Raw genomic sequence first — 24,975 nt, forward strand, 5'->3', positions numbered from 1 at the left:
GCCTACATCCCATCATTTTTATTGTTTTTGAACTACGATGAATACTAAACGTAATATCTATAAAGATGCTGAACATCCCTTTGCTCAATATGTCCGTATTTTAGGTAAGGGGAAAACCGGATCGCGCTCTTTAAGTTATGAAGAAGCTTATCAAGCATTTACCATGATTTTAAAAGGTGAAGTTTTAGACGTGCAGCTAGGCGCATTTTTAATGCTACTTCGGGTTAAAGAAGAATCTATTGAAGAACTCGCGGGATTCGTTCAAGCAACCAAAGATCAGCTTCATTTTGAACCTTTAGACATCGATTTAGATTGGTCATCTTATGCCGGTAAGCGAAAACACTATCCATGGTTTTTGTTAGCCGCCCTTACACTTGCCCAGCATGGCCATAAAATTGTTATGCATGGTGCGTCAGGTCATACGCTTAACCGTGTCTATACCGAACAAGTTTTAGAATATCTTGGTTATCAAATTTGTCATTCTGAACAAGAAGTTCGTACACAGTTAGCAGAGCAAAATTTTGCTTACTTACCGCTAGACGTGATTTCACCGGTTTTAAGCGAATTGATTTCTCTAAGAAATGTCATGGGATTGCGTTCGCCTATTCATACTTTGGCCCGTTTAATTAATCCTTTTAATGCTAAAGCCACCTTACAGGCGATATTCCATCCAGCTTATAGAACTTCTCATCAGCATAGTGCACTGCGCTTAGGGTATCAAAATAGTGCCGTCATTAAAGGTGAAGGTGGTGAATTTGAGCGAAATCCAGATGCCAAAACACTCATCTGCGGCATTAAAAATGGTGAACTCTATGAACATGAGTTACCAAAGCTCACTCCTGAACGTAGCCCAATTGAAGAAGAATTAGATTTAGCAACATTTAAAGCAGTATGGCTTGGTCAACAACATCATGAATATGGTGAAATGGCAGTAACAGAGACCATCGGAATCGCACTATATACCATGGGCGTTGTTACTAGTTTTGAAGAAGCGATGCAAAAAGCAAAAGTGTTATGGGAAACACGTAATTCAAGCCAATAAAACCAATATAAGATCATACAGCCTTGTATGGCATGTTTTTCTTATATTGCTGCATATAGGCAATACTTACTTTTCAAAGATGAAAAGTAACAAAAATCTTTTGTTGAGCAAACAGTACTTCCTTGTACTGTTACTCAACTGGCGACATCCATGTCGCCCACGCGATAGCAAATGCTAACTAAAATTTATTCTAAAATTGCTTTTAAACAAAACGAATTGGTTTAAATTCAGGTTCATGCTTGTGATGATCGTCATCACACTCTTCACCTTCTTCTTTTGTTCCACGGTCAATATAACCGCTACGCTGATCTTCTGGTAAGTTTTTTAACTCCCAAGCAATTACAGCTTGCATACAAGTCTCACGCTGCTCTTTTGTTAAAACAACGCCATTTGGCCATTTACCAATTTCTACTGCAGTTTTTAAACGCTCTACAATTTCAGGGTTTAAAACAGATAGCATTTGTTCAATATTCATGATTCATCTCTTTGAAAAGATTCAAAATCTTGGTTCCAACCAAGTTTGGTACGGCAGGCCATATAGAAATCATAACCTGGTGGATGCAATAAACTTAGTTTAAATGGGTGTTTACGAATGTGTAAACTGTCTCCAACATTGAGCGAGACACTATGTTGTCCATCTGCACTCACCATTGGTAATACCCGATTTTCGCGAATAACGATTTTAATTTCGCTTTGACCACCGACTACGATGGGACGTGATGACAATGTATGGGGATGCATTGGAACTAATGCAATCGCATCCATACTTGGATGTAAAATTGGTCCACCACCTGACAACGCATAAGCCGTTGATCCGGTTGGAGTAGAAACAATTAAACCGTCACTATGTTGGCGATAAACATATTGACCATCAATATTAAGCTCGAAGTCAATCATGTGTACCGATTTGCCCGAGTGCAAAACGACATCATTTAAAGCAATAGCGTCATAAATCACTTCACCATTTGTTCTTACTTCCATTTCAAGTAAGAAACGACGATCAAGCTGAAAATGTCCTTGAAGCACTTGGTCAAGTTTAAAAATGGCTTCTGAAGGTTTGATATCAGTTAAAAAACCTAATCGCCCACGGTTAATGCCAATCACAGGCGTATTGTAACGGACTAAAGCTCTAGCAGCATGGAGTAAAGAACCATCCCCTCCTACGACTATTACCAAATCAGCAACTTCACCCAATAAATGACGGCTTACTATCTGCGCATGATCATAAGGTACTAATTCCGCAGTTTCCTGATCAAAAATAGGGTTTAAACCTAGGTTCAACAAATGATCATGAATTAAACATAGTGTTTCTACAACTGATGATTTATCTGGTCGACCAATTAACCCGACGTTTCTGAAGGACTTATGTGAAATTTGCACGAATGAGTAAGCTCCGCTGCGATACTTGGCTATAATAACATTAACCTGATTAATTTAAAAAAACATAACAACAAGATGCTGTAAAATTCAATCTAAGTTTTCCAATTATTCACAGTTTTATCATTGCAAATTGATGACAAGCTATCGCATCATTACAGGCATTGTTAGGGTTTTATCTCATTTTTATGAAGTTTGAACGTGGTATCGGTTTCTTTGCACTAATCTTTTCCATTTTGGTCATTGGTGCTTTTATTGCTCTTAGTATCTATCTGATTCGTTTAGATAATATTATCCGTGAAAAATTTGAAGGACAACGGTGGGATATTCCCGCCAAAGTGTTTGCCCGTCCTTTGGAAATTTATAATAACGCACCTATTACCCAAGCAAATTTCACCCAAGAATTAAAACTTTTGGGTTACAAAACTTCAAGTAATTATGACAAGTCTGGGACCTATGTTGCTCAAGGTAGCAATATGTATATTCACACGCGTGGTTTTGATTACGGCGACAGTGTTGAACCAGAACAAATACTTGAGTTAAGTTTTGCAAATGATCAGGTTGCTGAAGTTCGGAGTACCAAACCTTCGTCAACAGGTGTTGCACGACTAGAGCCACTTCTTATTGGAGGAATTTATCCTCAACACAATGAAGACCGTGTTCTCATTAAACTGGGTAATGTCCCTAAACCACTCATTGAAGCCTTAATTTCAACAGAAGATCGCAATTTCTATCATCATCACGGTATCTCAATTCGTGGTACGGCTCGTGCACTAGTCAGTAATGTCACTGGTGGAAAACGTCAAGGTGGGTCGACCCTGACTCAACAATTAGTTAAAAACTTCTACCTTACGCCTGAACGCACACTAAAACGTAAAGTCAATGAAGCCTTAATGGCTTTACTCATCGAACTGCATTACAGCAAAGATGAAATTTTAGAAGCCTATTTAAACGAAGTAAATCTAGGCCAAAATGGTAGCTATTCAATTAATGGCTATGGTTTAGCTTCACAATTTTATTTTGGCTTACCATTACGTGAGCTTAGCGTTGCGCAACAAGCTTATTTAGTCGGTTTGGTGCAAGGCCCTTCTTTATATAACCCTTGGAAAAATCCAGAAGGTGCAAAAAAACGCCGCGATACCGTGTTAAATAACATGCGTGTGATGGGTTATTTAACTCAAGCCGAATATGAAGATGAGATTGCACGTCCTTTAAATGTGTTAAGTAAGCCAAGTTTAGGTCCTGCAAAATTCCCTGACTTTTTAGATATTGTGCGTCGTCAATTACGCACAGAATATCAAGAAAGTGATTTAACCAATCAGGGCTTACGTATTTTTACGACTTTAGACCCAATTACTCAAACTCAAGTTCAAAATGCGTTTAAAGCTTCAGTAGACCGCTTAGCAAACAGCAACCCCGCACGTTTGAAAAACCTACAAGGTGCTGTACTCATCGCACATCCTGAAAATGGCGAGCTGGTTGCTGCAGTTGGTTCTACACAAGACTTTACTGGTTTTAACCGTGCTTTAGATGCAAAACGCCAAGTGGGTTCTTTATTGAAACCTGTAATTTATTTAAGTGCTATTGAATCTGGACGCTACAATTGGGCAAGTCAAATTGAAGATGCGCCAATTAGTATTCCTGTAGACGGTGGTAAGAGTTGGACTCCTAAAAACTATAGCGGTGGTGGACATGGGGTAGTCAGTTTGAGTGAAGCATTAGCAAACTCATACAACCTTTCTGCTGTACGTTTAGGTCAAGAATTTGGTTTATCTACATTTAGCAATAATTTAAGAAAGTTTGGTGTTGAGTCAACCATTCCTGCCTACCCTTCTATTTTCCTTGGGGCAGTTAATATGTCGCCAATGGAGGTATTGGGAATTTATGAGAACTTTGCTACAGGTGGCTTTAAATATCCAACTCGTGCGATTCGATCTGTTGTAGATGCCAATGGTCGCCTACTTGACCGTTACGGCCTGAATGTTCAACAAACGATTGATCCATCTGTCGGCTACATCATGAATTATGGACTACAACAGGTAATGTCTTCTGGTACTGGTCGTGCAGCTTATAACAGCTTATCTCCAGCTTTAAAATTGGCAGGTAAATCAGGTACGACTAACGATACACGTGACTCATGGTTTGCGGGTTACTCAGGTAACCACGTTGCTGTAGTGTGGTTAGGTTTAGATGACAACAAAGTAACAGGATTAACGGGTTCATCTGGAGCGTTACCAGTATGGATTAATGTGATGAAACAATTACGTCAAACGCCTGTAAATTTACGTCAACCAGACACTGTACAGTGGCAATGGATTGACCGTGCAACGGGTGATTTATCTGCACAAGCTTGTGATGGTGCAATGTATATCCCGATGCTAACGCATACGGTTCCACATCGTGCTACACCATGTGGAGCGCCTTATTATCAAGTTGATCCAACATATACGCCACAAAGTGAAAACACAATTCCTGACTCTCAGGATGATAATACCGACAGTTATATTCGTGAAAGTGAAAACCAGATGGAACAAGATCTGGCAAACAACTCACGTGTAATTTCAAGTGGTAGTTATAACAACTAAGCGTTAACAGGAAATTAGGATATGTTGAAGAAAGGTGTTTTTTATATTGGTGCTATTCTTATGGTCGGCTGTACAACTTTGCCAGATCATTCTGACTCCAAAGAGAAAACACCTACTCCTCCCGTCAAAAAGACAGAAACTCCATCAGGTGTAAAAATTACGCCTTATGATCATCCAGAAATTCAACGCAAAAATTTACAGGTCATTGTTCCTCAACAAAAAAAGCCTCAACATTTTAGTGATGATGGCAGTCAGTTACCTGCATTTAAAGTTTTAATGCAAAAAACACAGCAGGCTTATAAAAATCAGCAATGGTCAGAGGCTGAGCGCTATGCACTTCAAGCCCAGCGTTTAGCACCGCAAGCGGCGGAGACTTATTTATTTCTTGCACTTACGGCAAATCATAAACAGCAATATTCTAATGCTGAGTCTTTAGCACGACGTGGTTTGAGTTTTGCCCAAAGTCAGGCTATGAAAAAGCAGCTTTGGTTGGTCATCTTAAAAGCTGGGCAACAACGCAATAATCAAAAAATTATTCAAGAAGCACAGCAAGCATTAAAAGCCCTCTAGCTTTTAATGCTTGTTTATTTTTTATTAGAAATTACGAATACCCGCTAAGCCATATGCACCATGCTGCTGCGCAGTGGCTAAATCATCAGGATGTACTCCCCCCAAAGCAAAAACCGGAATCTGGCTATTTTGGGCAAGATCACTAAAACGTTCCCAACCTAATGCTATAGCTTCTGGATGAGTCGTTGTTGGCTTTACAGGACTAATAAAAACAGCATCGCAACCAACCTGCTGAGCTTGCTTTAAAGAAACTGCATCGTGGCAAGCAGCAATAAAACGCACTCCCACTTCCAAGTCGCCTTTATGCAAACTCATTAATTGGGATTGCTTAAGATGTACTGTTTTTATATGACTTTTTAACTCAAGTTTTAGCTTGTGCCAAACATCAACATTCACGATTAATTTTGAAAGCTGATTAGTTTCTAAGAGAGCTAATTTTTCTAGATCTGCCTGATCAAAACTATCTTTTTCACTACGCCAATACACTAAAGTGTCATTATTTTCGACTGGTGCCAGCATAGGACTAATTTTAATAAAATGCGGCCAATACAATCTTTTTATGATGTCTTTATTGGCTTTTGGAAAGTTTAAGTGAAGTAATTGTTCACGTGTGTACCATGCCCATGGTTGATGAATAAGATTTAATAGTTCATCAGGCACATAACTATGGAATAAATGTAAATTGACAATAATGTCGTCATATTCATGATGAATATAATCAAATTGATGCCAATCTTTTAAACCAATACCCACTTCTTCATAGATTTCACGGCGACAGGCTTCTTCGGGTGTTTCACCTTGCTCAACTTTCCCCCCTGGAAACTCATGCTTTCCACCTTGATGCTGCTCTTCTTGGCGCCATCCTACTAATATTTTTCCACGATGAATTAAGATGGCTATTGCGACATCAACAATCGGTTTGGGCATTTTTTTACTCTCTAAAACTTTTCTCAAGTGTAAGCAAATTTTATCAATTTATAAAATCTTAAAAATTCCATTGACAGATCTATTCGATAATGATTATCATTTAAATCGTTCAAGAACATACCACGGAGCACAACAAATGAACGCACCTTTTAGCTTATTTACTCGTAACAATGACACAGCTCACGCCTTACCAATGTTACATTCTAACAACCTCTTTGCATTAGGCCGTGAAATCCGCATTATGCATGCTGGCGAGGAATATCGTTTACGCCTCACTCGCAACAATCGTCTAATTTTAACTAAATAAAAAATATACTCGCGTTTCAATAATATTCGTGGGAAAACAAAAAATGGATAGCATGGGTAACCATGCTATTTTTTTATAAAGGTAGATTAACCTCCACCCTCAAACCACCCTGTTCAGCATGCATAAAATGTAACTCACCATTATGCAATTCAATAATTTTTCGTGTAATCGAAATTCCCAACCCTGAACCTTGCTGCTGAGTACCTAATACTCGAAAAAAACGCTGTCCTAAACGTTGCAATACCTCATCATCTACACCATTGCCTGTATCTTCTATAGACACCTTAATTTGCTGTTCATCTTGACTAATCTCAACATGAATAGAGCCTAAAGTCGGGCTATAACGAATGGCATTATCAAATAAATTTCTAAAAGCAATAAAGAGTAATTCTTCATTCGCAAACGTTTTAGTTTCTATCGATAAAGTATTTGTTTCTATCAACATTTGTTTAGCTTGCGCATCTAAAGTTACAGTTTCAATGACTCTTGCCAGTAAGTAATTTAAATCGATAACTGTCTTAGGAAGTTGTGGCTGTTCTGCTTCATTGGGTTCCAAGCGAGCAAGAAGGAGTAAATTTTCAAGTATTTTTGTACTTCTAGAAACGTCTTCTTGTATACGTTCAAAATCTTGATGAAGTTCTGGAAGATGTTGGTATTTACGTTGCAAAACCTGAAGACGCATTTGTATGGCAGATAATGGAGAACGTAACTCATGCGAAGCATCTGCAGTAAAACGTTGTTCAGCTACAAGAGCCCTTTGCAACCTTGCAAGCAATTGATTTAAAGCATCTATAACAGGCTGAATTTCTGTAATGACATCCGGTTCTTGAATCGGTTCTAAATTCGATGCAGTTTTTTGGGCAATTCGTCTAGAAAGCAAATTTAGCGCAGCCAATTGATGCTCGGTACGCCAACTTACAATGACCCATTGCAATAGCCAGAACAACACCATAAGACCGCTATATCCAGCGAGTGCTTTGAGTACTTCTTCAACACGTGTACTCATTGGCTGAAAAACTTCAACTTGTAGTTGAGAGTCTTCTTGTTGTGCAGCCAGACTACGCCATAATTGACCATCAAACCAAAAATATGAAAAACCTTCTGACAAGTTACCTTGTTCAAAAAGTTCATGCTGATAACTATGAGAATGAGTCAGTACTTGGCCTGTGTTTAATAACTCATACTGAATATCAAATTCATCACTCAGCTCATCAAACTGTTTCATGGAGTGTTTAGAAAGATCGGAAGCCAGCAAAGTATCTGAAATTTCATCCATGATTTCATCTTGCACTGACATATTGTGGTAGATAGAAAATATGGTGAGTAAGCTTAAAGCCAGTAATCCCACCACGATACTACTCCACATCGTAGTTTTAACCAGTTGCGACTGCAAAGATGAGCGATTCGATTTCATTTTAAATCTCCCATACGGTAGCCTAGCCCCCGTATGGTTTTAATACTGCTGCTTCCGATTTTTTTTCGAAGTTGATAAATAAATACTTCGATCGCGTTACTTTCAATTTCCTCGCCCCATGCATAGAGTGCTTCTTCTAATTGATCACGGGTAATAATATGCTCGGGATGCACCATAAGCTTACGCAAAATTTGGAATTCTTTTGCCGTTAAATCGATAGATTTGCCAGCGCTTAATACGACTTTCGCTTGTGTATCAAGTTGTAGGTCGCCCCATGTTAAAACCGATTGCTGACTCAAAGTTTGTTTGCGTAATTGAGCGCGGATGCGAGCCGATAACTCTTCTAAACTAAAAGGCTTAACTAAATAATCATTTGCGCCTAAATCTAGCCCCTCTACCCGATCATGAATGCTGTCACGTGCAGTAATAAAAATAACAGGAACATTTTTTTGTTTATGGCGGATCGTTGTTAGAACCTTTTCACCAGCCAGTTGAGGTAGCCCCCGATCAAGTAAAATACAGTCATAATCATGCTGTTCTATTGCAGTGAGTGCATAGTCCCCTCTTTCAACCCAATCGACCTGATAACCGTCTAACTCTAACCAAGATTGAATGCTTTCAGCTTGAGAGCGATCATCTTCTGCAAGCAAAATTCTCATCTCTTTTTCCTGTTATATTCTGATTTTATCTTGCCAAGCCTTTATAAAAAAAGCAAAACCGCATTATTTAAATGCGGCTAAAAGTAGTAGATCTACAGACCTTATTCATTAGAACTGAACTTGATCCACATCAATTTCTACGCGTTTTAAAGGTTTATAGTCAATGTCTACTTCACCAATTAAAGTCACATTTGTATTGGCTGAAATAGGGCGACCTTGCCAAAGTTCGTCATCTACATCAATTGTGATGCTACCTGTTTTGTCACGGAATTGATATTTTTCATCACCTAAAGACTTTACAACCTGACCATGTAATTTTATCGGTGTATTGTCTTTTGATATTAATGCCTGTTTTACTGTGGTGACAGTAGCCGGAGCAATTGCAGCCTGATTCACTGGTGTATTCGCTACCACTACACCAGCAGCAGTCATACCAGCAGTCATTAATATTACTTTAAGCATATTCATATAATTAACCCTCTGTTTATGGTTCCCTCTTGGGATAAAGCAATTAAATCAAGCATAAATGAGGTGAATCTTAAGAAAAACTTAATTTAATGGCACAACCCGCAATACCTCTTCTAATGTCGTAAGCCCCTCAATCACCTTACGGGCCCCCGCAACTCTTAAAGGTTCTATACCTTCTTTTTTAGTTTGAGCTCTTAAATCATTTAACGTGACATGACTACTAATAAGATGCTTAAGCTCAAGACTGACCGGCATAAATTCATAAATACCGACTCGTCCCTTATAACCTGTATGACGACATTGTTCACACCCTACTGCCTGATAAACTTTTTCTGGCATTTCCATAATGTAGTCGAATGTTAGGTGCTGCCACTCGTCCTCATTAATATGAGTTTGCTGTTTGCAGTGTGGGCAAAGCTGTCTCACTAAACGCTGCGCGAGAACACCCAAAATTGTGGCTGCTGTTAAAAATGGCTGCACGCCCAAATCGTGCAAGCGAGTCAAACTAGACGGCGCATCATTGGTGTGTAAAGTTGATAATACTAAATGACCTGTTAATGCCGCCTGAATCGCCATATTCGCCGTGTCTTGGTCACGGATTTCCCCAATCATAATAATGTCAGGGTCTTGTCGCATCAGCGCATGCACACCGTCTGCAAAGCCTAATTCAATTGCATTATTCACCTGCATTTGGTTAAAACTAGGTTCTAGCATTTCAATTGGATCTTCAATGGTGCACACATTGACTTGCTCAGTTGCAAGCTGCTTTAAAGAAGAATATAGCGTGGTTGTTTTACCGGAACCTGTAGGGCCAGTGACTAAAATAATGCCGTGGCTATTTTTTGTTAATTGCTGCCACTGTTGTAATAAACGCTCCTCAAAACCCAGTTGCTGAAAAGAACGTACCAGCACATCAGGATCGAAAATACGCATAACCAGTTTTTCACCAAATGCTGTTGGTAAGGTCGATAAACGTAATTCGGTTTCTTGACCTTTGGGTGTACGTGTTTTTAATCGCCCATCTTGCGGTTTACGCTTTTCCGCTACATTCAAACGGCCTAAAATTTTAATTCGAGAAATTACGGCGGTCAGTGTATTTGAAGGCATGTTATAAATGGTGTGCAGCACGCCATCTATGCGGAATCTAACTTTACCGTTATCTTTGCGCGGTTCCATGTGAATATCACTGGCACTCTGCTCAAATGCAAACTGCAAAATCCAGTCGACCAATTTCACGATATGCTGATCATTGGCATCTGGGTTTTGACTATCACCAAGCTGCAAAAGCGCTTCAACATTTTTAGTGTCGCGGTCATGCGCCGCATCTTTTTGAGCCGAGTTTACCGCACGACTGACCTGATAATATTCTCGCAAATAGCGCTGTAACTGTTCAGGATTAAGTAGTACCCGCTCAATTTTTTTAGGCGCTAAACTTCGTTCGAGATTATTAATCCAATCTGTTTGAAATGGCTGATCTGTTCCAATCACGATTCGGTCAGCATGAATTTCGACAGCTAAAATATGGTTACGAATGGCAAACTCTTGTGACATGACCTGCGTTAAAGCGCTGACATCTGCTTTTAAAGGATCGATCACAAATAGAGGTAGCTGAACCCGATCTGCAAACCATAAACATAAGCGGTTTAAACTTAAGTGGGCATGTGTGTGCTGCTGATCTTTTAAATTGAAATGAGCAATCCACTGTAATGGATGCCATTTTAACTGGTCTTTTTGGCGGTGACTTGTCTGTACCAGTAATTTATCTCTTTCTGTTATACGGCCTTCTTGTAATAGTTGTTCTAGACACCAATAGGTATCTATTTCTACATGTGCATTCATGCGTTATCCCCAATATATTTTTATAATATAGCAGAGATGATTTAGATTTAAATATCCTTCAACTTCAATTAATTAAACCAATTCTCAACTTAATATTTTTTTGTGTCATAGATCATATTTATAAAAATATTTTGTATATTGTTTTGTCAAAAAAGACACTATGCTCACTGTAATAAAAAGCATAAACTGAATATGAACACATGCTTTTAAAATGATTCAAATCTACATATAACAATAAGCCAAAGAGGAAGTAATATGGAACTTCCAATGACAATGTCATTACAAACAGCATCCTTTGAAGAATTCATTACAGTGATTGCTGCGGCGCTCGGTTGTGGCTTATTAATTGGTTTAGAACGAGAACGCAGTAAACTTAAGCATGAATATAAAACTTTTGCCGGTTTTCGATCTTTTGCGATTAGTGCATTATTAGGAGCAATCTGTTTTTTATTCGGTATTGAAATTGGAATTGTCGGTGCTTTAATTATTGGCGCTATTAGTATTGTTTCCCTCAAAAATCAGCCCAATGACCCAGGTGTGACCACCGAACTCGCCTTTATTATGACTTACTTCATTGGGGCACTTTGTATTTGGAATATTTCGCTCGCTGCTGGCCTAGCTGTGATCATGACAACTATCTTAATAGCTAAGCAGTCTATGCATGGCATTGCCAGTCAGTGGATTACTGAATCTGAATTACGTGATGGTATTTTTCTACTTGCCTTATTGTTAATTGCTCTGCCTTTAGTACCTAATAAGCCTTTTTGGGGGCCAGTTTTAAATCCACATGTGATTTTAAAATTACTGACTTTAATCTTATTTGTACAAGCCCTCGCCCATATAGCAAAGCGACTTTTGTCCTCTAAAAATGCTCTATTACTTTCTTCTCTAGCTTCAGGATTTGTTTCTAGTACAGCGACGATTGCCAGTTTAGGTTTAGAAGTACGCTCTGGCAAAGCCAATGCAACAACAAATGCAGGTGCTGCGTTAATGTCCTGCGTTTCCACACTGATTCAAACCTTAATGATTGTGATCGGCATTAGCTTTGCTTGGTTTAAACTAATTATATTTCCGACACTTATTGGATTAGCAGTTTTAGCAATCTGGGCTTTCATTTTATTGCGTAAAGCAGAACCTAGTACGGCTTCGCCCGAGCTTGACTCAAGAATGTTCAGCTTAAAAGAAGCCATTATTATTGCAGGTACACTTACCCTTATTCAGGCAGGTGTTTATGGTTTAAGTATATATTTAGGCGATGCGGGATTAATCGCGGGGACCTTACTCGCCTCTTTGTTTGAAATACATGCAGCAATTGCGGCAGTTATTGTGCAAGGTGAACCTGATAGCGCACATATGACACCTTTACTCATTGCCTTTTTAGGAGGTTTTGCAGTTCACGCTCTTGCTAAAAGTGTGAACTCTGCAATTTCGGGCGGGCTACGCTATGCTGTTGCTTTTGTTCCCGCCCAACTCATTCATATGGCTATTTTTATTACTTTACTTTGGCTCAATATCCACTGGTTTTAAAGAAATCTATTCGGCAACCAAAGAAGTCTTCACCACATCAATGACAGTAACTACAAATTGATCGACCTTAAAATGAATATCAAAGTTTGAAAATTTCATTTTATAGATTCGTTCAGCATCTTCTTGATAGGCAGGCCGAGGATCTAAAGCTAATACTTGCTCAAGCTCATCAATGTACTGCGAATCTATTTCTTTATTTTGCAGAAAATATTTTTGCGCTATTAACGCACTTTCATTCCAAATGACTGCCTTTCGTTCAGGTTCTGCATGCGCATAACCACTTTGAGCCTCCGCAATGGCATCAGAATATTGAATATAGGGTTTGATATCTAAAATTGGGGTGCCATTTAATAAATCACTTCCTGTGACATAGACACGAACAGACTTCCCCACCTTTTCCACTTTATTAAGTTTTACGACTGAAAGCCCAATTGGAGAAGGTCGATACATACTTCGTGTAGCAAATACTCCAATTTTTTCATTACCACCTAAACGCGGTGGACGAACCTGTGGACGGAACTTATCTGCACTGCCTTGATTTTTATTGTCATGAAACTGCCAAACTAACCAGAGATGACTAAATTGCTCAATTCCCTCAAATGCTAACAAGTCGTTATATGGTTCTACCATATCAATATAAGACTCGATATTGACCAAATTGGGCTGGCGTGGAATACCGAATTTTTCACGATAGGGAGAGCACATGTGGCCAATGATGGGGAAGGTGACAGAATTGATCATCACTTTTTCTTATAAACACAATTAAATATATTCAGTTTATCGGGAATGAAATTAGATTAGAATAGCAATCTGTTTTCTTTTAATCGTGATCGAGACCTTTAATGGCTGCTTTTAACGTTGAACGCATTACTCATGTTCACCACTGGAATGACACTCTTTTCAGTTTTAAAACTACACGCGATACCAGCTTACGTTTTAAAAATGGTCAGTTCGTAATGATCGGACTTGAAGTGAATGGCAAACCGTTAATGCGTGCGTATTCGATTGCAAGTGCAAATTACGAAGAAGAGTTAGAATTCTTCTCAATTAAAGTACAAGACGGTCCTTTAACTTCAATTTTGCAAAAAGTACAAGTTGGTGATGAAATCTTAGTTTCTAAAAAACCAACAGGTACTTTAGTTCATGATGACCTTTTACCAGGTAAAAACTTATACCTTTTATCTTCTGGTACTGGTCTTGCTCCATTCTTATCAATTATTCGTGACCCAGAAACTTACGAACGCTTTGAAAAAGTAATTGTTGTTCATGGTACACGCTATATTTCTGAATTAGCTTATCAAGACCTTATCTTGAACGAATTACCAAACCATGAGTTCTTTGAAGAATTAGGTATTAAAGACAAACTTGTTTACTACCCTACAGTAACTCGTGAGCCTTTCCACACTCAAGGCCGTGTAACAACTGCAATTGAAACTGGCGCTTTATTCGAAAAAGTTGGTTTACCACGATTTAACCGTGAAACTGACCGCGCAATGCTTTGCGGTAGCCCTGCATTCTTAAAAGATGTTGCTGCGCTACTTGACCAACACGGTTTAGTTGAATCACCTCGTATGGGTGTAATGGGCGACTACGTTATTGAACGTGCTTTCGTAGAAAAATAAGTTTTTTCTGAATAAAAAACCGAGGTACAGTCCTCGGTTTTTTTGTTTCTGTTTTTACAACTTAATAGTGCCATCGATACAAGTCACAGCAGTTCCCCCCACTAAAATTTTATCTTGATACAATTCAAGTTGAAGCTGTCCATCTCGACCTACCGCCCCACCTTGTGAAGAAAGTACGACATCATTTTGTGCAGGCAGAATTCCATAGTAACGAATAAATGATGCTACGCTACCATTGCCACTACCACAAACTGGATCTTCGTTTACGCCACATGAAGGTGCAAATGAACGAACTTCTATGTGTTTTTGTTCATCATTATTTTCATGAAAACCAAAAACTGTCGCACCCGTAACTTTCATTTCTAAATCATGTTCTTTTAAAGCGGCAAAGTCTGGTTGGCTATCTAGAACAGCGTCAGCATTAACAGCTTGCAATACAATCCAGCGCGCCCCTACATCTACCAATGCAGCGTTCCATTGAGTATTAATTTCACATTTTAAAATTTCTGCTAATTTTTGAGTGTGCATTGCATCTAGTGGAGTAATTTTAGGCTTAGGTAGTTCAAATGAAATATGACTTGATTCACTCACGGTCAGCGTCACCAAACCAGCACCGCACTGCTGTACCAGCTTACCTTCTTTCGCTTTAATTAGACCAGCCTCAAGCAAAGCATAGGCAGTACCAATTGTAGGATGGCCTGCAAATGGCAACTCACTTTGCGGAGTAAAGATTCGAACCTGATAGTCGGCTTGTGAATCAGTCGCAGGGAACACAAATGTGGTTTCAGAAAGATTGGTCCAGTTCGCAATGGCTTGCATCTGCTCAGACGTTAAGGTACTGGCATCCATAATGACCGCAACAGGATTTCCTTTAAATGCTTGTGAAGTAAAAACATCAACTTGTTTAATTGCAACAACAGACATAGACCACTCCTACTGATTTTAAAATTTAAAAATATGGTTTTTAAGTCCTTACCATTTTTTGATCTTACTGATTTATTTTTAATGGTCACAGTATCAGTTAATATGAAAAATAATAGACACAGTTTTTAAGTTTAGATTTGTGTTAAATGAACCAATCAAAGCAATCACAATATTTGAGTTAAATAAAAGATCACTATAAAGTGTATCCATTGCTTTGGCTCTTTAATGAATTGACATGTACAAATATAAAAAAGTGAGTGATGACCTCACCCTTCAAATTCAGAATGGCAGGCAGCCTATTGGTTCTCGGCTACCATCAATCAGAGACTGCGCAAATCATTATCAGGTCAGCATTAACACCGTAAAAGAAGCGTATCGTCAACTTGAAGATCAAGGTTTAATTTCAGTTCGTCCACAGTCTGGTTACTATGTTTGTCATGCGCCTTCAAACTTGCCAAATCTTGAGGAGCGTTATATCAGTGAAGAAAAAGTATCTCTTTCAGGAATTAGCTGTTTTCTCGCGCAAATTGTTAAAAAACAGATGGATCCCGACTATGTCAATTTGGCCTTAGCTTGCCCTACAGGTGAAAACTTCTATCCAATTGAACGCTTAAAACGTTTAACTGCTCAGGTGCTGCGCGCTCAATCAGATATTTTTAAAAGCTATACTTTACCGCCTGGCTCTATACGTTTACGTACACAAATTGCGAGGCGAGGCTTACAACTCGGTATGTTTCTTTCAGCAACTGATATTGTACTCACTCACGGAACGATGGAGGCTTTAAGTCTCGCGATTATGGCAACAACTCAAGCGGGTGACAGCATTGCTCTTGAGATTCCTACTTTTCATAACCTGTATCCACTCCTTCATAATTTAGGCCGAAAAATTGTAGAAGTGCCGACTTCGCCACATACAGGTATGTGCCTAGATGCTCTTGAAGAACTCTTAAAATCTAAAAGTGTACAAGCCATATTAACTATTCCAACAGGACACAATCCTCTCGGTTTTAGCATGCCTGAAAGCAACCGCCGTCGCGTGGCAGAGCTAGCCAATCAATTTCAAGTTCCCGTCATTGAAGATGCAATGTATGCCGAATTGCAACTAGCCGAACCTCTCTTACCTAACATTAAGGCATTTGATCAAAATGGATGGGTGTTGGTATGTAGTAGCTACACCAAGACTGTAGCACCCGACTATCGAATTGGTTGGCTAGAAGCTGGGCGCTTTCGTAATATTGTGCAGCAGCTTAAATTTACAACCACCGTTGCCGAGCCAGCTTTACTCACAGAAACGTTGGGACTTTTTTTAGAAAATGGTGGTTATGACCTGCATTTACGGCAGCTCAAAAAACGCTATCAACAACAAATTGACACAATCAAATCTTATATATGTCGTTATTTTCCAGTCGGTACTCGAGTCAGTCGTCCACAAGCGGGATTTATTTTATGGTTAGAGCTACCAGAATCTATTGATACGCTAGAACTGTTTCATCAGGCAATGGACGAAAAAATCTTATGTATGCCGGGAATTTTATGTTCGGCTGATAAACGTTTTAGTCATTGTTTACGTATTGCAGCTTGTTTTGAGTTAAACCCCAAAATGTTAAATGCTTTGATGCGCTTAGGAGAGCTAGCAAAAAATATGCTGCCCGTACAAAAGGATAGTGGTCAAATCCCTACTAATTCAGTAGGTTGAATCCAAAATGCGGAGTTAATAAAATAAAACCATATATTTTTTATGCCTTTTATTTTATGAAAACTGAACTTCTCTCTCCCGCAGGTTCACTTAAAAATATGCGCTATGCATTTGCCTATGGTGCAGATGCCGTATATGCCGGCCAACCACGTTACAGTTTACGTGTGCGTAATAATGCTTTTGATCATGACAACTTAAAAATCGGAATTGATGAAGCCCACGCTTTGGGCAAAAAGTTTTATGTTGTGGTAAATATTCAGCCACATAACAGCAAATTAAAAAACTTTATTCGTGATCTTGAACCGATTGTGGCTATGCAACCAGATGCACTTATTATGTCTGACCCGGGCTTAATTATGATGGTGAGAGAGCATTTTCCTGATGTGCAAATTCATCTGTCTGTTCAAGCCAACGCAATTAACTGGGCAACTGTTAAATTTTGGAAAGAGTACGGTTTAAGCCGTGTGATTTTATCTCGTGAGTTGTCATTAGAAGAAATAGAAGAAATCCAGCAACACGTACCAGATATTGAACTCGAGGTTTTTGTACATGGCGCTCTATGCATGGCCTACTCAGGCCGCTGCTTACTTTCTGGATATATGAACAAGCGTGATGCCAACCAAGGTGCTTGTACCAATGCTTGCCGTTGGGACTATAAGTTGCATGAAGCCCAAGAAGATACAAATGGAGATGTGATTCCAGTTACTCAGTTGAATACACCAGAAAAGTCTTGCTGCTCATCAGCACAATCAGAAAAAGCCTCAGCTCAAACGCTGTTGATACAGCGCAATGATGAAGAAATGTTTGCTGCTGAAGAAGATGAACATGGCACCTATTTTATGAACTCTAAAGATTTACGTGCGGTACAACATGTAGAACGTTTAACCAAAATGGGGATCGCCTCACTGAAAATTGAAGGCCGTACTAAATCATATTTTTACTGTGCCCGTACTGCCCAAATTTATCGAAAAGCTATTGATGATGCTTTAGCAGGTAAACCATTTGACTCAAGTTTAATGACCCAACTTGAAGGTTTGGCAAACCGTGGTTATACCGAAGGCTTTTTAAGACGCCATGTGCATAGCGAATATCAAAACTATGCTGATGGTTCATCACATTTCGACTATCAACAATTTTGTGGAGAGGTTTTAGAACGTCACGGCGATTATATTCGCATTGACGTTAAAAACCGTTTTGTGGTGGGTGACTCACTTGAGCTGATGACGCCTCAAGGCAATATCACCTTTACCTTAATCGAAATGCGCGATTTAAAAGGTAATTCAATTATAGATGCTAAAGGTTCAGGGCATTTCGTTGAAATTCTACTCTCACAAGATGTTGATATCAGTTATGCCCTACTCATACGCAACTTACCACATGCTAAGGAGAGTATTACTGCCTCTACGTTAGCTTATTCAGCGAGTTGAAAATGGCACTTTTGATTACGAGTGACTGTATCAATTGTGATATGTGCTTACCAGAATGCCCCAATATCGCTATTTTTGAAGGAAGCAAAGTTTATGAGATTGATCCACTTCGTTGTACCGAGTGTGTAGGCTTTTATGATGTGCCAACTTGTAAAGCTGTTTGCCCTATCGATTGCATTAAACCAGACCCTGCGCATATTGAAGACAAAGAAAAACTATTAGAGAAATTTAAGGGATTAAATTTGCTCAGCTAATATAATTCTTAAAAGATCTATAGAGGATCAAGCTAAAGTCACTGATCCTCTTTATAACAATATTGATCAGTAATAAAATAAACGAATAAATAGCTGAAACTACCTAGCTAATGATAAAATCAAATGATCAATTTAGTTTGATTTACTGGTAATTTTGTACCCCCAAAATTGCACAATCGTTAAAACTGCTAAACCATTTCAACATTTCATATAGATTGATTAAAACCCTTTCTGGCGTAACTTCCATGTCTTATCTTTATTTAGCAATTGCGATTGCTTGTGAAGTCATTGCAACTTCAGCTTTAAAAGCATCTCAAGGTTTCACTGTTCCTATTCCGTCCATCATTACGGTGGTGGGCTATGCAATTGCTTTTTATTTATTGTCCCTTACCCTAAAAACGATTCCGATTGGGATTGCATATGCCATTTGGTCTGGCGCGGGTATTATTTTAATTTCTGCAATTGGCTGGATATTTTACAAACAGCATTTAGACTTAGCAGCATGCATTGGTCTTACTCTAATGATTGCAGGTATTGTGATTATTAATGTGTTTTCTAAAAATACCCATCTATAAAATATAATTAAAAAAACAACCGAGTACGGTGAGAATCTTTTATAAAAAATTTCACCATACTCGGTATGAACAGCTTATTTTAAACTGCCCGTTAAAAACTGCTTTAAGCGTTCACTTTTCGGGTTATTGAGTACTTCATCAGGATGACCCTGCTCCTCAATCTTCCCTTGATGCAAAAAAATTACTTGATTAGATACATGACGCGCAAAGCCCATTTCATGTGTCACCACAATCATGGTGCGTCCTTCTTCAGCCAAGCCCTGCATAACCTTTAGTACTTCACCCACTAACTCAGGGTCAAGTGCACTGGTTGGTTCATCAAATAACATCACTTCCGGTTCCATAGCCAAAGCACGGGCAATCGCTACACGTTGCTGCTGACCACCAGATAAAAATGCCGGATATTTACTTTCAACACTTTCAGGTAAACCAACTTTGCGTAGATATTTCCGTGCACGCTCTTCTGCTTCAGCACGTTTTACCCCAAGTACATGGATTGGCCCTTCAATGACATTTTCCAGCACTGTCATATGTGACCACAAATTAAAATGCTGAAATACCATCATGAGCTGGGTACGCATTTTTTGTAGTTGCTTTGGGTCAACGACTTTTAAATTGCCTTTTTTATCAAAGACTGTGCGTAGTTTTTCACCGTTAAGTTTAATGGTGCCATTACTTGGTTGTTCCAAAAAGTTAATACAACGCAGCAAGGTACTTTTACCTGAACCGGATGAACCAATAATACTAATGACATCGCCAGCATTTGCATCAAGTGATATTCCTTTCAGTACTTCATGATCACCAAATGTCTTATGTAAATCACGAATCACTAGTTTTGCAACGTGTTCCATTTATGTCTCCTAATGATTCGATGGCTTTAAAAATGCCAACCAACGTTTTTCCAACTTACGAAATATCCAAATCAAAATAAATGCCAACATCGCATATAACACCGCGGCAATTCCAAAAGCATTGAAAGTGTCATAGGTTGCCGCATTCACATCACGCGCAATTTTTAAAATGTCTGGAACAGTTGCTGTAAATGCAATGGTTGTCGCATGCAACATTAAAATGACTTCATTGCCGTAAAATGGTAAAGCACGGCGCAACATCGACGGAATGATAATGCGGGTATAGCGTTTCCATTTCGACATACCGAAAGCTTGTGCAGCCTCTATCTCGCCATGTGGAATAGAACGGATCGCCCCAGCAAAGATTTCAGTGGTATATGCACTAGTATTGAGCGCGAATGCCAAAATGGTGCAATTTATACCCTCTCGAAAAAATGCATCGAGCGTCTGATGTTCATGGACGTAATCAAAGCTGTAAATACCTGAATAAATAATCAGCAATTGGATGTACAGTGGAGTACCGCGAAAAACATAGGTAAATAACCAAACTGGACCACGCAACCAAAGATTCTCTGATACTCGTGCAAGTGATAAAGGCACAGCAAGCACAAAACCAATAGCAATAGAAAGCACCAATAACCATGTCGTCATCGCGACACCAGTCATTTGTAGGCCATCAGTCCAAAGGTATGCCTGCCAATATTGTTGAAGGATTTCAATCATAATTGTCCCTTCCTCACACCAGCAGAATAACGACGTTCAAGCCACATTAAAATCAGGTTCGACACGGTGGTAATTGCCAAATAGATCGCAGCAGCCACGATGCTGAAAAAGAACAGTTGCATGGTACTTCTACCCGCATCTTGCGTAATTTTTACAATATCAGTCAGGCCAATAATTGAAACTAGTGCAGTTGCCTTAATCAAAACTTGCCAGTTATTACCAATGCCAGGTAAAGCAAAACGCATCATTTGAGGAAATAATACACGGTGAAAAACCTGCCAAGGGGTCATACCATAAGCCATTGCTGCTTCAATTTGGCCTTTTGGAACCGATTGAAATGCACCACGAAAGGTCTCGGTAAAATATGCACCATAAATGAATGCTAAAGTAATCACACCTGCCACAAACGGGTTAATATCAATTTGGTCCATTTGCAGTGCTTCAGTAATTTGGTTGAGACCCAACTGCAAGCTATAAAATAACAACAGCATAATGACCAAGTCAGGCACGCTACGGATAAGCGTGGTATAAGCTGTCGCTATATAACGTAAAATTTTAATACTAGAGAGTTTTGAGCTCGCACCAATTAAGCCAATAATCACAGAAAGCAAAAGTGACAACAGCGCGAGCTGTAGGGTCATCCATGTCCCGCTGAGAAGGAGTGGCCCATAGCCAGATAAAAACATGACTCATCTTCTCCTTAAAAACAATATCTAATATTGATGAGATGAGAATAGATCTAAAAATGTCGGCTTTAAGCCGACATTTTTCACATCATTAGTAAATGCTAAAGGAGAAATATTTTTTCTCGAGTTTCTTGTATGTACCATCTGCAATGATTGCAGCGAGTGCTTTATTAATATTGGCTTTCAAATCTGCATCTTCTTTGCGTAAACCAATCGCTGCGCCTACACCCAGCGTTTTTGCATCAACCACATTGCCACCAGCAAAAGCGAAGTTTTTGCCTTTTGGTTGTTTTAAGAAAGCACCGTCAACCATAATTGCATCTTGTAAAGTTGCATCCAAACGTCCTGACATCATGTCTTGATAAATCAAATCTTGGACTGGATAAGGTACAACCGTTACACCTTTTGGTGCCCAATAGGTTTTAGCATAAGTTTCTTGAATTGTGCCCTGTTGTACACCGACACGTTTACCCTTCAATGAGGCAGCGGTAGGCAATAACGGCGAACCTTTTTTTGCAACCATACGTGTTGGTGTATTGTAGATTTTGTTAGTAAAAGCAATTTGTTTTGCACGTTCATCAGTGACCGTCATTGATGAAAGAATGCCATCAAACTTTTTCGCTTTAAGTGCCGGAATCATCCCGTCAAAAGAGTTCTCAACCCAAACACATTTCGCTTTGAGTTTTGCGCAAATTGCATTACCTAAATCAACATCAAAACCAGTTAACTTACCATCCGGTGTTTTATATTCAAACGGCGCATAAGAGGACTCAGTCCCAAAACGAATCACCTTCCAATCCTTTGCTTGTACATTCGTTGCAACAGCAGCCAAAACTAAGGTTGTTGAAACGAACATTTTTTTCATAAAGCTTGCCATCTTGAAGCTTCTCCTTAAAATCCAAATAAGGTGATAAAAATTTGAGTATTTCTAAATTACTCTTCTGCCGAAATAATTGCAATTTCTATACCATAAATTAAGGATTTATGAAGATGACTAAACAGTGGATTGTATTAACTGATTAATTGTTGAAAAATCACTCAAAATATGAAGCTAATTTTTGAGTGCATAGGCTTCTGCCATATTCTCATTTTCGACCAATGTCCGAATGGTATATTCGTGGTTATGCTCTTTTGCACTGGCAAATTCACATTTTTGGTCCAATGACATTGAACAACCACTTAATAGATGGCAACCCGCAAATAATTCAGCTACCCAATCTACAAACACACGAACTTTGGGTGACAAATGTCGATTCTGTAAATAAACAACAGAAATTGGCATTGGTGCTGGACGCCACTCTGTAAGAACCTCTTTCAAAGCTCCCGACTCCAGATGGTCGGCAACCATGAAACGTGGACATTGAATTAAGCCGAAACCTTGTACTGCCAAATCAATATATGAATCACCATCATTGACAGAAACACGCCCTTTCACACCGACGCTATGGATTTCATCATCCACCATAAAATCCCAGTCGATATTGCGTCCGGTACGACTGTTAAAGTAATGCACAACCTGATGTTTTTTTAGGTCATCAATAATTTTGGGTTCGCCATGCTCTGCTAAATAACGTGGTGCGGCAACCGTCACACACTGAATTGTTCCAATACGACGTGCAACCAAACTTGAATCTTTCAACTGGCCAATACGGATGACACAGTCCACCGCATCTTGTACCAAATCGACGGGGCGATCACTCATTCCAATCACCAAATCAATATCTGGATAACGTGTGTGGAAATCACAGAGCATTGGAATTAAGATCATGCGCCCAATCGAAGCTTTAACATCAATACGTAATCGACCTCTTGGCCCACGCTCCGAATCATGAAAAGTAGACTCTACATCTTCAACATCAGCTAAAATTCGCGAAGAACGTTCATAATAAACCGCCCCATCTGGTGTCAAACTAAGTTTACGAGTCGTTCGGTTAAGCAACCTAACTTGTAAATGTTTCTCTAAACCCTGAATGGTTGTGGTCACAGAAGCACGCGGTAGGCCTAAACTATCAGCTGCTAAACTGAAACTATTTGTTTCGACAACTTTATTAAATACTCTCATGGCATGAAATAGATCCACACGCACACTCCTATCAATTAATGCATTTTTTAATTAAACACATCAATTGTTATAAAAATACGAATAGTGTTATCAAATTTAATATATTTATTCGTGATTGACAAACTTTTATGCTCCGTCCATCCCATAAACCCTGTTTCTCCCATACGGACCAAAACTAAAAGTCTGAAAACAGGTACCCAAATAACTAGGAGCACCTCATGTCATTTTCTCGCAAACAGTTCACACTGTCTGCCATCTTTGTCGCCATTTTGGCAACAGGAGGCAGCTTTATGTTTTTACACGAAAATGCCGATGCAAAAGCTGCACCGACCACTGCCCAACAAGCTGCAACTGTTGATATCTCGAATGTCATTAGCAAAACCATTACCGATTGGCAAGAATACTCCGGTCGTTTAGAAGCAATTGATCAAGTCGATATTCGGCCTCAAGTTTCCGGCAAACTCATTGCCGTTCACTTCAAAGATGGAAGTCTGGTTAGAAAAGGCGACTTACTTTTTACTATTGACCCGCGCCCTTTCGAAGCAGAACTCAATCGTGCCCAAGCACAACTTGCTTCGGCTGAAGCACAAGTGACTTATACGAGTTCTAATCTTTCTCGTATTCAACGTTTAATCCAAAGTAATGCTGTATCACGTCAAGAGCTAGATTTAGCTGAAAATGATGCGCGTTCAGCCAGTGCTAACCTGCAAGCCGCTAGAGCAGCCGTTCAATCTGCCCGCTTAAATCTTGAATACACTCGTATTACTGCACCAGTCAGCGGCAGAATTTCACGAGCTGAAGTCACCGTCGGCAATGTAGTTTCTGCAGGTAACGGCGCACAGGTCTTAACAAGTTTAGTATCTGTCTCTCGTCTCTATGCATCTTTCGATGTTGATGAGCAAACTTACCTGAAATACATCAGTAACCAGCGTAATTCAACACAAGTTCCTGTCTATATGGGACTTGCCAATGAAACAGGCTTCACTCGTGAAGGTACAATCAATTCAATCGACAATAACCTAGATGCAACCTCAGGTACGATTCGTGTCCGCGCGACCTTTGATAATCCAAACGGAGTTTTATTACCGGGCTTATATGCACGAATTCGTTTAGGCGGTGGTCAACCTCGCTCAGCAATTCTGATTAGCCCAACCGCGATCGGGGTAGATCAAGATAAACGCTTTGTTGTGGTCGTCGATGCTAAAAATCAAACGGCTTACCGTGAAGTAAAAATCGGAGCACAACAAGATGGCTTGCAAATCGTGAATAGCGGATTACAAGCGGGTGATCGTATTGTAGTGAATGGTTTACAGCGGATTCGTCCAGGTGACCCTGTTACACCACATCTCGTTCCTATGCCGAATGCACAAATCACAGCTAACAGCACTACTCCTCAACCTCAGCCAACAGATAAAACATCAACTCCGGCAAAAGGTTAAT

General features: G+C 39.4%; 25 protein-coding genes. 11 read left to right on the top strand and 14 right to left on the bottom strand.

The annotated features are described in order from the left end of the window. Positions 1-37: 37 nt before the first annotated feature. Entirely contained in the window at positions 38-1,042 is a 1,005-nt protein-coding gene (locus HUN22_RS03520; RefSeq protein ID WP_174726526.1) for a glycosyl transferase family protein, read from the top strand. Between the two features lie 202 nt (positions 1,043-1,244). Here HUN22_RS03520 and HUN22_RS03525 read toward each other — a convergent pair whose 3' ends face one another. Both HUN22_RS03525 and HUN22_RS03530 read right to left on the bottom strand, forming a co-directional pair. Beyond that, positions 1,245-1,517, bottom strand: a complete 273-nt coding sequence (locus HUN22_RS03525) for a YeaC family protein (protein WP_002118245.1) — start codon at positions 1,515-1,517, stop codon at positions 1,245-1,247. Continuing rightward, entirely contained in the window at positions 1,514-2,422 is a 909-nt protein-coding gene (locus HUN22_RS03530; protein ID WP_005073476.1) for an NAD(+) kinase, read from the bottom strand. The genes HUN22_RS03525 and HUN22_RS03530 overlap by 4 nt, the downstream gene beginning before the upstream one ends. A gap of 185 nt (positions 2,423-2,607) precedes the next feature. On the opposite strand from HUN22_RS03530, the gene mrcB reads away from it, so the two are divergent. Then, positions 2,608-5,004 carry a penicillin-binding protein 1B gene (gene mrcB / locus HUN22_RS03535; protein WP_174726527.1) on the top strand — a complete coding sequence of 799 codons (2,397 nt, stop codon included), beginning with the start codon at positions 2,608-2,610 and terminating at the stop codon, positions 5,002-5,004. 21 nt (positions 5,005-5,025) lie between these two features. Beyond that, the gene (locus HUN22_RS03540; protein WP_174726528.1) at positions 5,026-5,574 is read left to right on the top strand and encodes a tetratricopeptide repeat protein; all 549 of its coding nucleotides are present in this window, start codon (positions 5,026-5,028) and stop codon (positions 5,572-5,574) included. Positions 5,575-5,598: 24 nt separating this feature from the next. Here HUN22_RS03540 and HUN22_RS03545 read toward each other — a convergent pair whose 3' ends face one another. Beyond that, positions 5,599-6,501, bottom strand: coding sequence for an NUDIX domain-containing protein (locus tag HUN22_RS03545; protein WP_174726529.1), 903 nt, complete (start codon positions 6,499-6,501; stop codon positions 5,599-5,601). Between the two features lie 136 nt (positions 6,502-6,637). On the opposite strand from HUN22_RS03545, the gene hemP reads away from it, so the two are divergent. Continuing rightward, positions 6,638-6,808 (top strand): hemin uptake protein HemP, encoded by a 171-nt coding sequence (gene hemP / locus HUN22_RS03550; protein ID WP_002118129.1) that lies wholly within the window; start codon positions 6,638-6,640, stop codon positions 6,806-6,808. Positions 6,809-6,881: 73 nt separating this feature from the next. Here the strand turns inward: hemP and HUN22_RS03555 are convergent, their stop codons facing one another. The 4 genes from HUN22_RS03555 to HUN22_RS03570 all read right to left on the bottom strand — a co-directional run bounded on the left by HUN22_RS03555 (position 6,882) and on the right by HUN22_RS03570 (position 11,188). Continuing rightward, the gene (locus HUN22_RS03555) at positions 6,882-8,222 is read right to left on the bottom strand and encodes an ATP-binding protein (protein WP_174726530.1); all 1,341 of its coding nucleotides are present in this window, start codon (positions 8,220-8,222) and stop codon (positions 6,882-6,884) included. Continuing rightward, a complete protein-coding gene (locus HUN22_RS03560) occupies positions 8,219-8,881 on the bottom strand; it encodes a response regulator transcription factor (protein ID WP_002118246.1) in 663 nt (220 codons plus the stop codon). Before HUN22_RS03560 ends, HUN22_RS03555 begins: the two co-directional genes overlap by 4 nt. 108 nt (positions 8,882-8,989) lie before the next feature. Then, positions 8,990-9,349, bottom strand: coding sequence for a NirD/YgiW/YdeI family stress tolerance protein (locus tag HUN22_RS03565; protein WP_174726531.1), 360 nt, complete (start codon positions 9,347-9,349; stop codon positions 8,990-8,992). A gap of 81 nt (positions 9,350-9,430) precedes the next feature. Further along, the gene (locus HUN22_RS03570; protein ID WP_174726532.1) at positions 9,431-11,188 is read right to left on the bottom strand and encodes a GspE/PulE family protein; all 1,758 of its coding nucleotides are present in this window, start codon (positions 11,186-11,188) and stop codon (positions 9,431-9,433) included. A 255-nt stretch (positions 11,189-11,443) separates the two neighbouring features. On the opposite strand from HUN22_RS03570, the gene HUN22_RS03575 reads away from it, so the two are divergent. Next, the gene (locus HUN22_RS03575) at positions 11,444-12,715 is read left to right on the top strand and encodes an MgtC/SapB family protein (protein WP_174726533.1); all 1,272 of its coding nucleotides are present in this window, start codon (positions 11,444-11,446) and stop codon (positions 12,713-12,715) included. Between the two features lie 6 nt (positions 12,716-12,721). On the opposite strand, the gene tsaA is transcribed toward HUN22_RS03575, so the two are convergent. Then, positions 12,722-13,456, bottom strand: coding sequence for a tRNA (N6-threonylcarbamoyladenosine(37)-N6)-methyltransferase TrmO (gene tsaA / locus HUN22_RS03580; RefSeq protein WP_174726534.1), 735 nt, complete (start codon positions 13,454-13,456; stop codon positions 12,722-12,724). A 101-nt stretch (positions 13,457-13,557) separates the two neighbouring features. On the opposite strand from tsaA, the gene HUN22_RS03585 reads away from it, so the two are divergent. Further along, complete coding sequence (locus HUN22_RS03585; protein ID WP_125738611.1) at positions 13,558-14,337, top strand: ferredoxin--NADP reductase; 780 nt, start codon at positions 13,558-13,560, stop codon at positions 14,335-14,337. Positions 14,338-14,391: 54 nt separating this feature from the next. Here the strand turns inward: HUN22_RS03585 and HUN22_RS03590 are convergent, their stop codons facing one another. Then, entirely contained in the window at positions 14,392-15,261 is an 870-nt protein-coding gene (locus HUN22_RS03590; protein WP_174726535.1) for a PhzF family phenazine biosynthesis protein, read from the bottom strand. Between the two features lie 229 nt (positions 15,262-15,490). Here HUN22_RS03590 and HUN22_RS03595 point away from each other — a divergent pair, with 229 nt between their 5' ends. The 4 genes from HUN22_RS03595 to abeS all read left to right on the top strand — a co-directional run bounded on the left by HUN22_RS03595 (position 15,491) and on the right by abeS (position 19,213). Further along, positions 15,491-16,957, top strand: a complete 1,467-nt coding sequence (locus tag HUN22_RS03595) for a PLP-dependent aminotransferase family protein (RefSeq protein WP_174726547.1) — start codon at positions 15,491-15,493, stop codon at positions 16,955-16,957. A gap of 56 nt (positions 16,958-17,013) precedes the next feature. Beyond that, a complete protein-coding gene (gene trhP, locus HUN22_RS03600) occupies positions 17,014-18,384 on the top strand; it encodes a prephenate-dependent tRNA uridine(34) hydroxylase TrhP (RefSeq protein ID WP_174726536.1) in 1,371 nt (456 codons plus the stop codon). Positions 18,385-18,386: 2 nt separating this feature from the next. Beyond that, entirely contained in the window at positions 18,387-18,638 is a 252-nt protein-coding gene (locus HUN22_RS03605; RefSeq protein ID WP_174726537.1) for a YfhL family 4Fe-4S dicluster ferredoxin, read from the top strand. 245 nt (positions 18,639-18,883) lie between these two features. Beyond that, positions 18,884-19,213, top strand: coding sequence for a multidrug efflux SMR transporter AbeS (abeS, locus tag HUN22_RS03610; RefSeq protein WP_004791191.1), 330 nt, complete (start codon positions 18,884-18,886; stop codon positions 19,211-19,213). 74 nt (positions 19,214-19,287) lie between these two features. On the opposite strand, the gene HUN22_RS03615 is transcribed toward abeS, so the two are convergent. The 5 genes from HUN22_RS03615 to HUN22_RS03635 form a co-directional block, all read right to left on the bottom strand. Next, entirely contained in the window at positions 19,288-20,064 is a 777-nt protein-coding gene (locus HUN22_RS03615; protein WP_174726538.1) for an ABC transporter ATP-binding protein, read from the bottom strand. Between the two features lie 9 nt (positions 20,065-20,073). Then, positions 20,074-20,787 (bottom strand): ABC transporter permease, encoded by a 714-nt coding sequence (locus HUN22_RS03620; RefSeq protein WP_174726539.1) that lies wholly within the window; start codon positions 20,785-20,787, stop codon positions 20,074-20,076. Then, positions 20,784-21,473, bottom strand: coding sequence for an ABC transporter permease (locus HUN22_RS03625; protein WP_174726540.1), 690 nt, complete (start codon positions 21,471-21,473; stop codon positions 20,784-20,786). The genes HUN22_RS03620 and HUN22_RS03625 overlap by 4 nt, the downstream gene beginning before the upstream one ends. Positions 21,474-21,564: 91 nt before the next feature. Further along, the gene (locus HUN22_RS03630) at positions 21,565-22,350 is read right to left on the bottom strand and encodes an ABC transporter substrate-binding protein (protein WP_174726541.1); all 786 of its coding nucleotides are present in this window, start codon (positions 22,348-22,350) and stop codon (positions 21,565-21,567) included. A 174-nt stretch (positions 22,351-22,524) separates the two neighbouring features. After that, positions 22,525-23,553: a LysR family transcriptional regulator gene (locus HUN22_RS03635; RefSeq protein WP_174726542.1), complete on the bottom strand. Its 1,029-nt coding sequence runs from the start codon at positions 23,551-23,553 to the stop codon at positions 22,525-22,527. Between the two features lie 200 nt (positions 23,554-23,753). On the opposite strand from HUN22_RS03635, the gene adeF reads away from it, so the two are divergent. After that, on the top strand, positions 23,754-24,974 hold the full coding sequence (gene adeF, locus HUN22_RS03640) for a multidrug efflux RND transporter periplasmic adaptor subunit AdeF (RefSeq protein WP_174726543.1): 1,221 nt from the start codon (positions 23,754-23,756) through the stop codon (positions 24,972-24,974). Position 24,975 lies beyond the last annotated feature (1 nt).

The organism is Acinetobacter lactucae (assembly GCF_013344765.1).
Lineage (GTDB): Bacteria > Pseudomonadota > Gammaproteobacteria > Pseudomonadales > Moraxellaceae > Acinetobacter > Acinetobacter lactucae_A.